A 13753-nucleotide genomic window follows, 5' to 3' on the forward strand; every position below is an offset into this window, starting at 1 on the left:
ACCCGGCGAGGAGAAACCATGCACCGACCGCACCTCGACGCCCCCCGCGGCCAGTCCTCCGAGCGCTCCCCCGGGCGCGCCCGCACCCTCTTCGCGGCCTTCGCCGCCGGCACCGCGATGCTCGCCACGACCCTCTTCACGGGCGCCGCCTCGGCCGGTCCCGCGAGCGCGGCGCCCGCGCCGGCCCCCGCCCCCGCGTCGACCCCCGCATCGGCCTCCGACGAGACCGCCGCCGGTCACCGCGTCGTCGGCTACTTCACCAACTGGGGCGTCTACAGCCGCAATTACCACGTCAAGAACATCGAGACCTCCGGCTCGGCCGCCAAGCTCACCCACATCAACTACGCGTTCGGAAACGTGACCGGCGGCAAGTGCGCCATAGGCGACTCCTACGCCGACTACGACAAGGCCTACGACGCGGCAGGCAGCGTCGACGGCAAGGCCGACACCTGGGACAACGGCGCCCTGCGCGGCAACTTCAACCAGCTGCGGAAGCTGAAGAAGCTGCACCCCGACCTCAAGGTCGTCTGGTCCTTCGGCGGCTGGACCTGGTCCGGCGGCTTCGGCGAGGCCGCCAAGAACCCCGCCGCGTTCGCCGAGTCCTGTTACAAGCTGGTGGAGGACCCGCGCTGGGCCGATGTCTTCGACGGCATCGACATCGACTGGGAGTACCCCAACGCCTGCGGTCTGACCTGCGACACCAGCGGCCGCACCGCCTTCCGCGACATGATGGCCGCGCTGCGGTCGAAGTTCGGCTCCAAGAACCTGGTCACCGCCGCGATCACCGCGGACGCCTCGGCCGGCGGCAAGATCGACGCCGTGGACTACGCGGGGGCGGCGCGCTACGTCGACTGGTACAACCCCATGACCTACGACTACTTCGGCGCCTGGGACGCGAAGGGTCCCACCGCTCCGCACTCCCCGCTCACCTCGTACAGCGGCATACCCAAGGCCGGCTACAACAGCGATGCCACCATCCAGAAGCTCAAGTCCCTCGGCGTCCCGTCGTCCAAGCTCCTGCTGGGCATCGGCTTCTACGGCCGGGGCTGGACCGGCGTGACCCAGTCCGCCCCGGGCGGTACGGCGACCGGCCCCGCCGCGGGCTCCACCGAGAAGGGCTTCGAGGACTACCGGATCCTCAAGTCGAAGTGCCCGGCGAACGGTACGGTGGGCGGTACGGCCTACGCCAAGTGCGGCAGTGACTGGTGGAGCTACGACACCCCGGCGACGATCGCGGGGAAGATGGCGTACAAGAACCAGCAGGGCCTGGGTGGGACGTTCTTCTGGGAGCTGGGCGGTGACACCGCCGACGGCGAGCTGATCAAGTCCATCAACTGACCCACCTCCGCTGGTGTCCCACGGGACACAGCGCTCGCGCACCCCGGAGCGTCCGCCGGGGCACACCGGGCGGCGGCCGCCGGGAAGGGATCCCGGCGGCCGCCGTCCGCCCGTCCCTAGCTCCCCACGAAGGCGCGCACCTCCCGCGAGACCCCCGCGTCGTTCAGCAGCTCGTTGTGTTTCGGGCACCCCGGCACCCGGGTGTTGCGCGCGCCTTCCAGCCGGGTGCTCTCCACCGGCGCGATCTGCTCGTCGCAGGACGACCACCACGTCGCGTACCGCGTGGTCCCCGGTGTCTCGTCCCCGGAGTTGAGCCGGCGCAGGACGTACGAGCCGGGGGTCATGTCCTTGCACCCCTGGTCCCACAGGGCGCAGAGGTACGCCAGGTCCGTACCGTGGTTGGGGCCGGCCAGCGAGACCCAGTGCGCCACCTCGCCCTCGCCGCCGCCGAACTTCACGTACCAGCGGGTCGGCAGGGCGCCCAGGCTGTGGGTGACGACGTCGACTCGCCGGGCTCCCGTGCGGGAGAGGATCTCCTGGACCCGGGCGGCGAAGAGGCCCGAGAGGGTCTCGTTCGTCGACGCGGCCGTGTCGTACGCCCAGGCGTAGAGCCGGTCGGACGGATACCCGGCCGCGAGGAAGTCCGCCACCATCCCGTCCCACACCCCGGGGTCGGCGTTGCGGCCGTGCACGAAGATCACCGGGATCGGGGGCGGCACGGCGGCGGCCGGTGCCGGTGCCGTGCCGAGGAGAGCGGCGGCCAGACAGAGAGCCGAACCGGCCATGAGGAAACGGCGCGTGCGGATGCGGCGCATGAGGCGGCCTCCCGGGTCCCGTGGGGCGTGACGGTCCGACTGGGTCCAGAGCGGTACGACTATGCCAGCGCCCGCGCCCCGGGGGGAACCTCCAGGACCCCCTGTCACGGCGACCGCGACGGCGCCGGGCACGTCGGCTCGTAGTCCTCGATCAGCCGCAGCGTGTCACCCAGCCCCCGCACCAGCAGCGAGCGCACCGTCTCCCGCGACAGCGCCTCACGGCCCCCCTGGTGGCTCAGCCAGTCCAGGGTCACCCCCTCCACGCTCGACAGCCAGCCGATCAGCGCCGTGCGGGCGACCGGCGGAAGGTCCGGGCGCCCCCAGGCGCCCTGGGCGATCGTGACCAGGAGCCGCTCGCGGACGCCCTCGCGGATCGCCATGACCTCCGCGTCGAAGCCGACGCCGCCCGTGACGATCGCCCGGTAGGCGGCCTGGTGGTGCTGGGCGTAGCGGAGGTAGCCGTCGACGGTGTGCTCGACACGGGCGGCGGGCGGCAGGTCGTGGGTGGCGCCCGCGCGCAGGACCAGCTCGGCGACGGAGTCCTCGATGATCGCGAGGTAGTAGCCGCGCTTGCTGGTGAAGTAGTAGTAGATCAGGCCCTTGGCGACGCCCGCGTGCCGGGCGATGTCATCCATGGACAGGGCGTCGTAGGACGTGTCGGCGAACAACTTCCGCCCGATGGCGATGAGTTCGGCGCGACGTGACCGGGAGCGCTCCGTTCCGCGCTGTTGACTATTGTTCAAATTCGGCCCTAGCCTCAACCACAACGGACGTCCGGAGTATGGCAGAAGCCACACCACTCACTTCCCTGCGGGAGGACGCGGTGAGCGGATCGGACAGAGCACCGGACAGAGAAACGGGCGGCGGATCGGGCAGCGGGTCCGGCGGGGGCCTTCCGGAAGGCCGGACCGCCTGGCGGAAGTCGGCCCTGGTCGCCGCCCCCGCCGTGCTCGCGGTGGGCGCGATGGCGGTGGTGATGGCCCAGGGCGCGCTGGCCGCCTCCTTCGCGGTGTCGGGCACCAACTTCCAGGTCTCCTCCGGAAAGCTGACGAGCAAGGGCCTGTCCTCTTACGTGCACACGGACCGTTCCGTGGACGGCAAGGGGCACCCGGTCGCGCTGCTGGGGATCGGGGACGCGACGCTCAGCGACATCTGCCAGGCGGCGAGCGTACGGACGCCGCTGGGGAACGTCACGTTCAAGCTCACGGCCGGCGGCGCCGCGGGCGACGTCACCGCCAGCAATCTGATCATCGACGGCGAGGACCTGGTCGGTGACGCGCGCTTCGGCACGGCGCAGATCGGACGGGACGCGTCCACGCTCGACCAGGTGCCGGGGGTGAAGGGCGAGCCGGGCGCGTTCGGGCTCCAGGCCGGGGACATCACGGTCGCCGGGGTGCGCTCGCACGCCTGGTCGGCGACCGGAGGGAACTTCCGGCTCCGGGGGCTGCGGCTGGGTGTGAGCCTGGACGGCGAGAAGTGCTTCTGACCCGCCGGGCGCTCCCCGGCGTCCGGGTCCCGGCGTGGCCGGACGCGCGGCGGACGTTCCGGAGCTGGCGGCGCACCCGGCCCTTCTGGGCCGGGCTGCTGCTCGTGCTCGGCGGCGCGGAGCTGCTCGCCGTCCCCCTGTCGCCCGTGACCGTGCTGGTCAGCCTGGGGCTCGGCGGCCTGGCGGCGATCGGGATCGGGCTGGCGCTGATCGTCGCCGGACTGTTCCTCTGGTACGCGCCCGCCGCCCGGCGGTACGTGAGCCTCAACGCCCTGATCCTGTCCGTGCTGTCCTTCGCGGCGACGAACCTCGGCGGGTTCCTCGTCGGGATGGCGCTGGGCATCGCGGGCAGCGCGATGGGGTTCGGCTGGACGCCCGCGGCGCGCCCTCCGGACGAGCCGCCCGTGGAGGGCCCCGGCGCGCCGGGCCGCGCGCCCGGCGGCGGCCCGAAGGCGCTCGCCGCCGTCCTGCCCGTCGTCCTGCTGGCCGCGGTCGGCACGCCGGCCGCGCACCGCGCGGAGGCCGCGCCGCGGGGCGGCGACGACGTCCGGGCGGCGGCCGCCCCACCGACCGTCCGTACGACGCTGTTCGCCCCGCACGGCTTCGCGTTCGCCGGGGTCACCCGAGTGCCCACGGCGGCCGGGCCGCTGAAGGTCATGGTCCTCACCATGCGGGCGGCGTCCTTGGCCGACTACCGGCTGACGACGCGCGACGGCGGCGGGGCCGAACTGGCGCTCGGCGCCGACACGCTGGAGCTGAGCGGGCGGGTCACGCTCTACCTCACCCGGTTCAGCGGCTGTCTGGAAGGGCTGCTCTGCGTGACCTTCTCCCCCGACGGGCTGCCGGTGCCGCCGGTCGTGCCGCCCTTCGTCTTCATGACGGACGTCACCGCCGAACAGGCCCTGGTCACCTCGGACCTCATCGTCGCCGACCGGCTGACACTGAACGCCCGGGGAGGTTCCTGAGGCACTTCCTGAGGCACCCGGGACCCCCGGGACGCCCGGGAACGGCCGCACTACGCTGGGCCGGGCCGAAAGCCCGTACCAGCGACAGGGAGCCACCGCACATGACCGTCCCGCTCGATCTGGCCTTCTTCCTCCGCTTCCTCGACCGCGCCACGCGCGTGATCGTCGCGGAGGCGGCCCGGCTGACCGACCTCGACGCCGCCATCGGGGACGCCGACCACGGCGCCAACCTCAAGCGCGGCTTCACCTCGGCCGAGTCCGTGACCGCCGCCGCCGCGGACGGCGGGACCACCCCCGGCGCCCTGCTGACGGCCGTCGGCGCGCACCTCACCAACACCGTCGGCGGCGCGTCCGGGCCCCTCTACGGCACGGTGCTGCGACGCATGGGCAAGATCCTGGGCGACGACCCCGTGGTCGCGCCGGAGACGCTGGGCCGGGCGCTGGCCGCGGCGGTGGCGAGCGTACGGCGGCTCGGGGACTCCGCGCCCGGGGACAAGACGATGGTCGACGCCCTCCAGCCCGCCTCCGACGCGTACGCCGCCGCCCTGGAGCGGGGTGAGGTGACGGAGGCCCTGGACGCGGCGGCGCGGGCCGCCCGGGAGGGCGCGGCGGCGACGGTGCCGATGCGGGCGCGGCGCGGCCGGGCCAGCTATCTCGGCGAGCGCAGCGTCGGCCACCAGGACCCCGGCGCCACCTCCTCCGCGCTGCTGGTCACGGCGCTGTACGAGGCCACGGACCCGGAGTTGTGCGCGGTGGGGCCGGTGGCGGAGGCGGCCGGGCCGGAGGCCGTGACCGAGACGGAGCCGCCCGCCGGGCGGGTGGGCGTGGTCCTCGTCTCGCACAGCCGTGAGGTGGCCGCCGCCACGGCCGCGCTCGCCCGCGCGCTGGTCGGTACGGGCGACCCGGCACCGGCCGCGGCGGCGGGCGGGCTGCCGGACGGCGGCGTGGGCACCAGTGCCGAACTGGTGCGCAGGGCGGTCGCGGAGGCGGACCAGGGGAAAGGCGTGGTGGTGCTGTGCGACATGGGAAGCGCGGTACTGACCGTCAAGGCGCTGCTCACCGAGGGCACCCTCGGTGCCGCCGATGTGCGCATCGCTGACGCCCCGTTCGTCGAGGGAGCGGTGACCGCGCTGGTCACAGCGTCGGCGGGGGGCGACATGGCGGCGGTGCTCGCGGCGACGGACGACGCCCGGACGTACCGGAAGCTCTGAGACACACCGGGCCTGCAAGATCGCGGGGTTGGACGGGGCGGATCTGTCATGGAAGTCTGTGATCGGCGAAATGCCCTATGCAGCCCCATTTCCGGCGTGGAGGTCCCGCCACGGTGTCGTCGCGCAGACTGCCCTTCGCGCTCGTCCTTGCCTATCTCACGGTCGTGGTGATCATCGATCTGATCACACCGGCCAACCTCCGGCTGAACGTCTTCGCGGCGCTCGCGCCGCTGACGGCCGCCATGGTGTGCACCTTCCGGCAGACGGTGTTCATCGGCGTCCTCGACTTCTGCCTGATGGTCGCCCACCACGGCATCCTCGCCGACGCGGTGCCCCTGAACCGCGTCAGCTCGTTCGTGGGCAACGCCCTGATGGTGACCGCGAGCATCGCGGTGGCGCGGCTGCGGCGGGACGCGGAGGCCCTGCTGGAACGGGTGCGGGCGACCGGCGAGGCGGCGCAGCGGGCGCTGCTGCGGCCGCTGCCGCTGCGTACGGGCGGGGTGGTCGTCGACGGCTTCTACGTCTCCTCGCAGCGGGAGGCGCTGATCGGCGGCGACATCTACGAGGTGGTGGACACCCCGTACGGGACCCGCGTGCTGATCGGTGACGTACGGGGCAAGGGGCTCGGCACGCTGGGGGCGGGTGCCGCGGTGCTGACGGCGTTCCGGGAGGCGGCCTACCACCGGCGGGACCTGGAGAGCGGGGTGGAGGCGATGGAGCAGGGGCTCCACCGCTACCACCGGTCGAGGGCCTACCAGAGCAGCGCGCACCCGGACGGCGTCCCGGGCTCCTCCCCGGAAAGCCTGGTGATGCGCGCCTCGGAGGAGTTCGTGACGGCGCTGGTCTTCGGCACCGAGGAAGGGGGGCCGGGCGCGCCCGGCGACGACGGCAAGGTGCCGGTGGTCTTCGTGGACTGCGGGCACCTGGCGCCGTTCCTGATCGGTCCGGACGGCGACGTGCGGGAGCTGGAGGCGGCCGACCCCGGGCTGCCGCTGGGCCTCGGGGACCTGGCGCCGGCGCGGCGGACCGGGCGGCGGCTGACGCTGCCGGCCGAGTGCCGGGTGCTGGCCTGCACGGACGGGGTGACCGAGGCGCGGGCCCCGGACGGCGGGTTCTATCCGCTGGCCGAGCGGCTGGGCGCCTGGGCCGGCCTGTCGACGCCGGAGCTGCTGGAACGGCTGCGCGCCGATCTCGACGCGCACACCGGCGGGCGGCTGCAGGACGACGCGGCGGTGCTGGTGATGGAACGGGCGGTGGTCGGCGCCGGCTGAAGGGCCGGGGCCGGCGGGAGAACGGTCCGGACCGGAGGGTGAACGGCCGGGACAGGCCGGAAGAACGGTCCGGACCGGAGGTGGACGACCGGGCCGGTGGAAGAACGGCCCCGATCGGCAGGTAGCCGGTCCGGACCGCCGGATGAACGGCCCGGATCCGCGGGGGAACGGCCCCGGTCAGCGGGTGAACAGCTCGAACGCGACGCCCCGCCGGCCGCCGAAGCGCTCCGACACGGCGCTCATGGCCCCCTCCAGGAAACGCCGGCAGTAGCCTTCCGGCTCCTCCTTCGTCAGCGCCTCGATATAGGTGCGGTGACAGAGCAGGGACGCGACGGCCCGCTCCAGGCCCGCGCCCGCGTCGACCGCGTGGGTGGGGTTCGGGGAGCCCGCGACCGCCACGTACCGCACCCCGTCCCAGGGCACGAGGCCGTCCTCGACCAGCTCGGGGAAGATCCAGCGGTTGCCGGCGTCGCCGACCGCGTCGAGGGTGGCTCGGCCGACGTTGCGGTGGTCGGGGGTGTTCCAGAAGACGCTGTCGCCCCAGGACCAGGTGTCGTGGTGGTTGAGGGTCAGCACCAGTTCGGGGCGGTGGCGGCGGATCGCGGCCGCGAAGTCGCGGCGCAGGGCGGTCCCGTACTCGATGACGCCGTCGGGGTGGCCGAGGAACTCCACGGTGCGGACGCCGACGGCGGCGGCGCCGGCCCGCTGCTCCCGCTCGCGCAGCGGGCCGGCCTCGGCGGGCGTGAGGGTGTCGATGCCCGCCTCGCCGAGGCTGGCCAGCAGATACACGCACTCGCGGCCGTCGTCGAGCCAGGTCGCCACGGCCGCGGAGGCACCGTACTCGAGGTCGTCGGGGTGGGCGACGATCGCGAGGGCGCGCCGCCAGTCGGTGGGCATCTCCCGGAGCTGGTCCGCCATGCCGGTCTCCTTCGTCCGTCGCGCGGCCCGGGCCACGGCCCGGTCCACGGCAGGGTGTCTCGGTGGGGCGTCCGGGGCAGCGTACGCCGGGGTTCTTCGCGACACGCGGGAACCCGGCGGCGACGCGGTCCGACTACCTGATCCGGACCCGCACGGGCGGGTCCGCGCTGATCCCGATTTTCTGGAGAGTTCCTGATGCGCCCTCGTGCGTGGTGCGGTGTGCTGGCGGCTGTGGCCCTGTCGACGACGGCCTGTGGCGCCGGTGGCGGCAAGGCGGAGACGACCGACGACGGCGCGGGGGCCGCGCGGGCCGGCTTCCCGGTGAGCGTCGCCGACTGCATGGGGGCGAAGACCACTTTCGACGCGCCGCCGAAGAAGATCGTCACCAGTAACGCCGCCGCCCTGGAGCTGCTGATGTGGCTGGGCGCGGGCGACAAGGTCATCGGCACGGGTTTCCCGCCCGGCAAGGGCACCCTGCCGCAGGACATGTCGGACCGGGCGGCGAAGGTGCCGGTGCTCGGCAAGATGGTCATCCCCAAGGAGAAGCTGCTCGGCTCGGGCGCCGACCTCTACATCGACTCGTTCTCGTCGATGAAGAACATGGGCAAGGCGGGCGACGCCCCGACGGCCAAGGAGTTCGAGACCGCCGGGATCAAGCACGTCTACCTGAAGTCGACGGCGTGCGCCGCGATGGGCAAGTCCGCGCGGACCGACCTGTCGGGCGTCGAGGCGGACATCGAGGAGCTCGGCAAGGTGACCGGGACCTCCGCCCGCGCGCGGGAGCTGGTCCAGGAGATGCGGAAGAAGACGGGCGCGGTGCGCGACGCCCTCAAGGACGTCCCCGAGGACAAGCGGCCCTCCTACTTCCTCTTCGACTACGACGCGAGCACCAAGCAGCCGATGGCCGTGTGCAACCGGCAGGTCGCCAACGGGATCCTCACCCAGGCCGGCGCGCGGAACGTCTTCGCGGACTGCGACGGCGACTTCAAGCCCGTCGGCTGGGAGGACGTCGTCGCCAAGAACCCGGACTGGATCCAGCTGGCCGTCCGCGGCCGGGGCAGCGAGGAGGCCGACCGCAAGGCGTTCGACGACGCCGCGGAGTTCCTGAGGAACTTCCCGGCGACCAAGGACCTCAAGGCCGTCCAGGAGGGCCGCTTCCTGCGCATCACGTCGCAGCGGACCACGATCGGCGGGGTGCGCAGCGCCGACACGGTGCGGGAGATCGCGCACACGCTGTACCCGGACCGGGTCAAGTAGATGACGGCGCTCACTGCGGCCGCCGAGGGGCGGGAGCGGGAGCCTGGCGTACGGGCGGGCTGGGCCGGCGCCGTGCTCGGCGTGGCCCTGGTGGCCGCGCTGGTCGCCTCGGTGTGCCTGGGCTCGTCGGACGTACCGCTGGGCGACGTGTGGTCGGCGGTGGCCCGGGGCGTGTCCGGGCAGGACCCGGTGCCGGGCACCCAGGACCTGATCGTCTGGCAGCTGCGGGTGCCGCGGGCGCTGCTGGCGGCCGTGGTGGGCGCGGGCCTGGGCCTGGTCGGCACGGCCGTCCAGGCCCTCGTCCGCAATCCGCTGGCCGACCCGTACCTGCTGGGCATCTCCAGCGGGGCGTCGCTCGGCGCGGTCGCGGCGATCGTGCTGGGGGCGGGGGCCGGCGGCGCGCTGGGGCTGGGCCTGTCCTCGGCGGCGTTCGCCGGGGCGCTGGCCTCGTTCGCGCTGGTGTGGGCGATGGCGCGGCGCGGCGGTGGGTTCTCGCCGCTGCGGCTGGTGCTGTCGGGGGTGGGCATCGGGCAGTTCCTGTCCGGGTTCACCCACTATCTGGTGCTCCAGGCCGGGGACGACCAGCAGACGCACGGGGTGCTGTTCTGGCTGATGGGCTCGCTGGGCGGGGCCCAGTGGGCGACGCTGACGCTGCCCGTGGTGGCGGTGGCGCTCGGTCTGGTGGCGCTGCTGGCCCGGGCCCGCGCCCTCGACGCGCTGCTGATGGGCGACGAGACGGCGGCCGGGCTGGGCATCGACGTGGTGCGCCTGCGGCGTGAGCTGTTCGTCGTGACGAGCGTGCTCACCGGTGTCCTGGTGTCGGTGTCGGGGGCGATCGGTTTCGTGGGGCTGATGGTGCCGCACGTCTGCCGGATGGTGGTGGGCGGTGACCACCGCCGGCTGCTGCCGGTGGCCGCCCTGTTCGGCGCCGTCCTGCTCGTCGTCGTCGACCTCGTGGCCCGTACGGCCCTGCCGGACCAGGAACTCCCGGTCGGCGTGGTCACCGCGCTGATCGGCGCGCCGACCCTGCTGTACCTGCTGGACCGCCGCCTGGAGAGGGGATAGAGGGATGCGGATCGCCGTCGAGGAGCTCGACGTCACGCTGTCCGGCCGGACGGTGGTGTCCGGCGTCCACCTGGTCGCCGAGGACGGGGAGATCGCCGGGCTGATCGGGCCGAACGGCAGCGGCAAGTCGACCGTGCTGCGGACCGTCTACCGCTATCTGCGCCCGCACGCGGGGCGGGTGCTGATCGGGGACACCGACATCCGGTCGCTGACCGCGGCCGAGACGGCCCGGCGGGTGGCGGCGCTGCCGCAGGAGCGCGGCAGCGACTTCGAGCTGTCGGTGCGGGCGGTCGTCGCGATGGGCCGCACGCCCTACAAGCGGGCGTTCGCGGGCGAGGACCGCGCGGACGTGGACATCGTGGCGACGGCCCTGGCCCGGGTCGGCATGGCCGGCGCGGGTGCCCGCCGCTTCTCCACCCTGTCGGGCGGCGAGCGGCAGCGGGTGCTGCTGGCGCGGGCCCTGGCCCAGGACCCGAAGGTCCTGGTGCTCGACGAGCCGACGAACCACCTGGACGTACGGCACCAGGTGGAGCTGCTGGCCCTGCTGCGGGAGCAGCGTCGTACGACCCTGCTCTCGCTGCACGACCTCAACGCGGCGGCGTCGCTGTGCGACCGGCTGCACGTGCTGCACGAGGGGGCGGTGGTGGCTTCGGGCACGCCGCGGGAGGTGCTGACGCCGGAGCTCCTGGCGGAGGTGTTCGGGGTGCGGGCGGCGGTGGTGGAGCATCCGCTGACGGGGGATCCGCTGATCGCGTTCGACCACCGGGGGGTGGCGGACGCGGGTGCGGGGTCCGATGCGGCGGTGGTTCCCCAGGCCCGCCCCTTCCCGTGATCGGGGGCCGACGCCCTCGGACCCCCATTTGCGCGCGGTGTCCTCAAACGCCGGACGGGCTGGTTTCCAGCCCGTCCGGCGTCTTTTTCGGGTCCTCAGACCTCCTCGTAGTGGCTGGGACGTCCGTCGCGCAGGACGAGCCGCCCCAAGCGCTCCGCGTCCTCGCGCCGCATCAGCCGCGCCGCTCCCCCGCGCCCCCGCAGTACCACCGTGTGCCATGGCGTGGCCCACGCGTCCGCCGCGTCCAGCAGGCGGATGCCGAACTTCTCGGAGCCCGGCCGCTGCGGGTGGATCGACAGGCGTACGGACCTGGGGTGGTGGTGGGCGATCAGGTCGCCCCAGGCGCGGCTGCGTGCGATGACGCCGTAGGCGCGGGTGCGGCACTCGCGCTGGAGGGCGGAGCGGGTGCCCGTGAAGTCCGCCGTGTCCTCGACGAGGAAGCGGGTGATGCCGCGGTAGAGGCGGGCGGTCTCCTCGTCGGTGCGGGCCAGTTCGCGCAGGCTGGGCACGGAGGGCGCGTAGGCGTCGGTGACCAGGCGCCGCTTGGTGTCGTGGTCGAGGTCGCCGTGGACGTCGCGCATGTCGAAGGTGTCGAGCCGGGTCAGCCCCTCGCTGCGGATGAGGGCGCGCAGGGCGTCCCCGTACGCGTCGATCAGCGGGTCGGGCACCCGGATGAGGTCGCCGAAGATGTGCCCGTCGGAGCAGATGAGCATGCGCGCCCCGGGCTCGTAGACCTCGCCGACGCGCGCGCAGAGGCGGTCGAGGAAGCCCAGGGAGAGCCGCTCGCCCTCGTCGGGGAGGTGGCCGAGCACCTTGGCCGGGTTCGGGGACTTGCAGGGGAAGCCGGGCAGGGTGAGGACGACGGGCTCGCCGGCCTCCGTGAACTGCCGTATCTGGCGCAGCTGCTCCGGGTGGTCGGCGGGGTCCGGGGAGGCCGGGCCGCTCGTGCGGTGGTACGGCAGGAGGAGGCTCAGCACCCGGGCCTCGACCGTGGCCGCGGCGGACGAGGGGGTTTGTATGAGGGGCGCCGTCTCCACGGGCGGGAGGGGCCCGGCAAGGGCGGTGCCCAGGGGGAGGTCCGTACCCGTGTGACGAGCGGTGCCCGCGGAAAGAGCGGGGTCCGCGGCAAGGGCGGGGCCTACGGAAAGGGCGGGGCTTACGGAAAGCGTCGGCATGGGGCACTCATCCACGGGGGCGGGGGCAGACGGGCCGGTCGAAGGCGACGGGCAGTTCGCCCACGCCCCGGCCGAGGACGGCGGGGATCCAGGGCAGCTCCTCGTCGGGGACCGCGAGGCGGATCCCCGGCAGCCGGCCGGTCAAGGTGCCGAGGGCGACCTGGAGTTCGATACGGGCGAGGGCGGCACCGGGGCAGAAGTGGACGCCGTGCCCGAAGGACAGGTGCGAACCCTGGGCCCGGTCGAGGTCGAGGGTGTCGGGGTCGGGGAAGCGCTCGGGGTCGCGGTTGGCGGCGCACAGCGAGACGATCACGGAGTCGCCGGCGGGCACCCGGGTGCCGTGCAGGTCCGCGTCCTCGGCGAGGAAGCGCCAGGTCGTCAGCTCGAAGGCGCCGTCGAGGCGCATCAGTTCCTCGACCGCGGCCGGCATCAGCGCGGGCTCGGCGCGCAGCCGGTCCAGCACGTCGGGGTGGCGGAGCAGCGCGACCATGGCGGTGGTGATCTGGTTGGTGACGGGCTCCTGGCCGGCCACCAGCAGCTGGAAGATCATGGAGTCCAGCTCCTCCCGCGTCAGCTCGCCCGCGTCACGGGCGGCGACCAGGCCGCCGAGGAGCCCGTCACCGGGGTCGGCGACCACCTCGGCGATATACGTCTGGAGCTCCCTCAGCAGCGCCTCGTAGGCGGGGCGCCCGGGGTCGGTGGGGCCGACGGGGGCCACGACCTTGCCCCACTCGCGCCGGAAGCGGGCGGCGAGGCACGGGGACAGCCCGATGACCTCGGCGAGGACCTGGAAGGGGAAGCGGGCGGCGAAGCAGGCGACGAGGTCCGCCGTGTCCGCGTCCTCGGGCATGGCGTCGACGAGCGCGTCCGCCATCTCCTGGAAGCGGGGCCGCAGGGCCTCCACCCGGCGCGGCGCGAAGGCGTCCGTGACCAGGCGGCGCATGGCCGTGTGCTTGGGCGGGTCCTGGTGCAGGAGGTGCACCTGGAGCTGGGAGTGCTGAGGCTCGGGCATGATCGAGGCGCGCTCGCGCCAGCGGTCGTTGCCCCGGGAGTGGTTCTTGCCGAGCCGGGGGTCGGCGAGGGTCCGCTGCGCGGCGGCGTGCCCGGTGACCAGCCACGCGGTGACCCCGCTGGGGAAGAGCACCCGGTGGATCGGGCCGGCGGCGCGCAGGCGCGCGTACAGCGGATAGGGATCCCGCTTGTACTCGGGTCCGTACAGGGGGATCGGGTCGGGCAGCGACACGGTGGGTGCTCCTCGCGAAGTCGTGGACCCCTGAGAAGTCGGACGGAGGGCGGGGCGAGTTCCCGGCTCTTCGCGGGGACTTCCAGGCTCTTCGCGGGGGCCCGGTGACGGTGGCCGGCCGTCCCGCGGAAGGAGCCGCGGCGGCGGCGCGGGGGCCGCCTGATCCTTGGGTAGTCG

13 protein-coding genes and 1 pseudogene are annotated in these 13753 nt (G+C 73.8%); 9 read left to right on the forward strand and 5 right to left on the reverse strand.

Translation table 11 applies throughout. From position 1 onward, the window contains the following. The first annotated feature begins 18 nt into the window (after positions 1-18). The gene (locus LUZ64_RS08665; protein WP_232390210.1) at positions 19-1338 is read left to right on the forward strand and encodes a glycoside hydrolase family 18 protein; all 1320 of its coding nucleotides are present in this window, start codon (positions 19-21) and stop codon (positions 1336-1338) included. A 116-nt stretch (positions 1339-1454) separates the two neighbouring features. On the opposite strand, the gene LUZ64_RS08670 is transcribed toward LUZ64_RS08665, so the two are convergent. Together LUZ64_RS08670 and LUZ64_RS08675 are read right to left on the reverse strand one after the other, a co-directional pair. Further along, on the reverse strand, positions 1455-2153 hold the full coding sequence (locus LUZ64_RS08670) for an esterase/lipase family protein (protein ID WP_095582284.1): 699 nt from the start codon (positions 2151-2153) through the stop codon (positions 1455-1457). 104 nt (positions 2154-2257) lie between these two features. Continuing rightward, on the reverse strand, positions 2258-2896 hold the full coding sequence (locus tag LUZ64_RS08675; RefSeq protein WP_095582285.1) for a TetR/AcrR family transcriptional regulator: 639 nt from the start codon (positions 2894-2896) through the stop codon (positions 2258-2260). Between the two features lie 221 nt (positions 2897-3117). Between LUZ64_RS08675 and LUZ64_RS08680 the strand changes: the two genes are divergently transcribed. From LUZ64_RS08680 to LUZ64_RS08700, 5 genes and pseudogenes are all read left to right on the forward strand, one after another. Next, positions 3118-3639 (forward strand): DUF6230 family protein, encoded by a 522-nt coding sequence (locus LUZ64_RS08680; RefSeq protein WP_232390230.1) that lies wholly within the window; start codon positions 3118-3120, stop codon positions 3637-3639. After that, positions 3630-4604, forward strand: coding sequence for a DUF6114 domain-containing protein (locus LUZ64_RS08685; protein WP_095582286.1), 975 nt, complete (start codon positions 3630-3632; stop codon positions 4602-4604). The genes LUZ64_RS08680 and LUZ64_RS08685 overlap by 10 nt, the downstream gene beginning before the upstream one ends. 101 nt (positions 4605-4705) lie before the next feature. Next, positions 4706-5335 (forward strand): annotated as a pseudogene (gene dhaL / locus LUZ64_RS08690) (dihydroxyacetone kinase subunit DhaL); the annotation flags it as partial. Between the two features lie 93 nt (positions 5336-5428). Continuing rightward, the gene (locus LUZ64_RS08695) at positions 5429-5815 is read left to right on the forward strand and encodes a PTS-dependent dihydroxyacetone kinase phosphotransferase subunit DhaM (RefSeq protein WP_267897183.1); all 387 of its coding nucleotides are present in this window, start codon (positions 5429-5431) and stop codon (positions 5813-5815) included. Between the two features lie 113 nt (positions 5816-5928). Beyond that, a complete protein-coding gene (locus tag LUZ64_RS08700; RefSeq protein WP_170116803.1) occupies positions 5929-7086 on the forward strand; it encodes a PP2C family protein-serine/threonine phosphatase in 1158 nt (385 codons plus the stop codon). A gap of 177 nt (positions 7087-7263) precedes the next feature. Here the strand turns inward: LUZ64_RS08700 and LUZ64_RS08705 are convergent, their stop codons facing one another. After that, entirely contained in the window at positions 7264-8004 is a 741-nt protein-coding gene (locus LUZ64_RS08705) for a PIG-L deacetylase family protein (protein WP_095582298.1), read from the reverse strand. Between the two features lie 195 nt (positions 8005-8199). Between LUZ64_RS08705 and LUZ64_RS08710 the strand changes: the two genes are divergently transcribed. Genes LUZ64_RS08710 through LUZ64_RS08720 form a run of 3 tightly spaced genes read left to right on the forward strand, consistent with a single transcriptional unit; the run spans position 8200 to position 11158 of the window. Next, on the forward strand, positions 8200-9261 hold the full coding sequence (locus LUZ64_RS08710; RefSeq protein ID WP_095582288.1) for an ABC transporter substrate-binding protein: 1062 nt from the start codon (positions 8200-8202) through the stop codon (positions 9259-9261). Further along, positions 9262-10326 (forward strand): FecCD family ABC transporter permease, encoded by a 1065-nt coding sequence (locus LUZ64_RS08715; RefSeq protein ID WP_095582289.1) that lies wholly within the window; start codon positions 9262-9264, stop codon positions 10324-10326. Positions 10327-10330: 4 nt separating this feature from the next. Beyond that, complete coding sequence (locus LUZ64_RS08720; RefSeq protein WP_095582290.1) at positions 10331-11158, forward strand: ABC transporter ATP-binding protein; 828 nt, start codon at positions 10331-10333, stop codon at positions 11156-11158. A gap of 95 nt (positions 11159-11253) precedes the next feature. Here LUZ64_RS08720 and LUZ64_RS08725 read toward each other — a convergent pair whose 3' ends face one another. Further along, positions 11254-12195 (reverse strand): L-tyrosine/L-tryptophan isonitrile synthase family protein, encoded by a 942-nt coding sequence (locus tag LUZ64_RS08725; protein WP_232390211.1) that lies wholly within the window; start codon positions 12193-12195, stop codon positions 11254-11256. Positions 12196-12340: 145 nt separating this feature from the next. Then, a complete protein-coding gene (locus tag LUZ64_RS08730) occupies positions 12341-13576 on the reverse strand; it encodes a cytochrome P450 family protein (protein ID WP_095582292.1) in 1236 nt (411 codons plus the stop codon). Positions 13577-13753: the final 177 nt, after the last annotated feature.

Source organism: Streptomyces albireticuli (assembly GCF_021228125.1).
GTDB lineage: Bacteria > Actinomycetota > Actinomycetes > Streptomycetales > Streptomycetaceae > Streptomyces > Streptomyces albireticuli.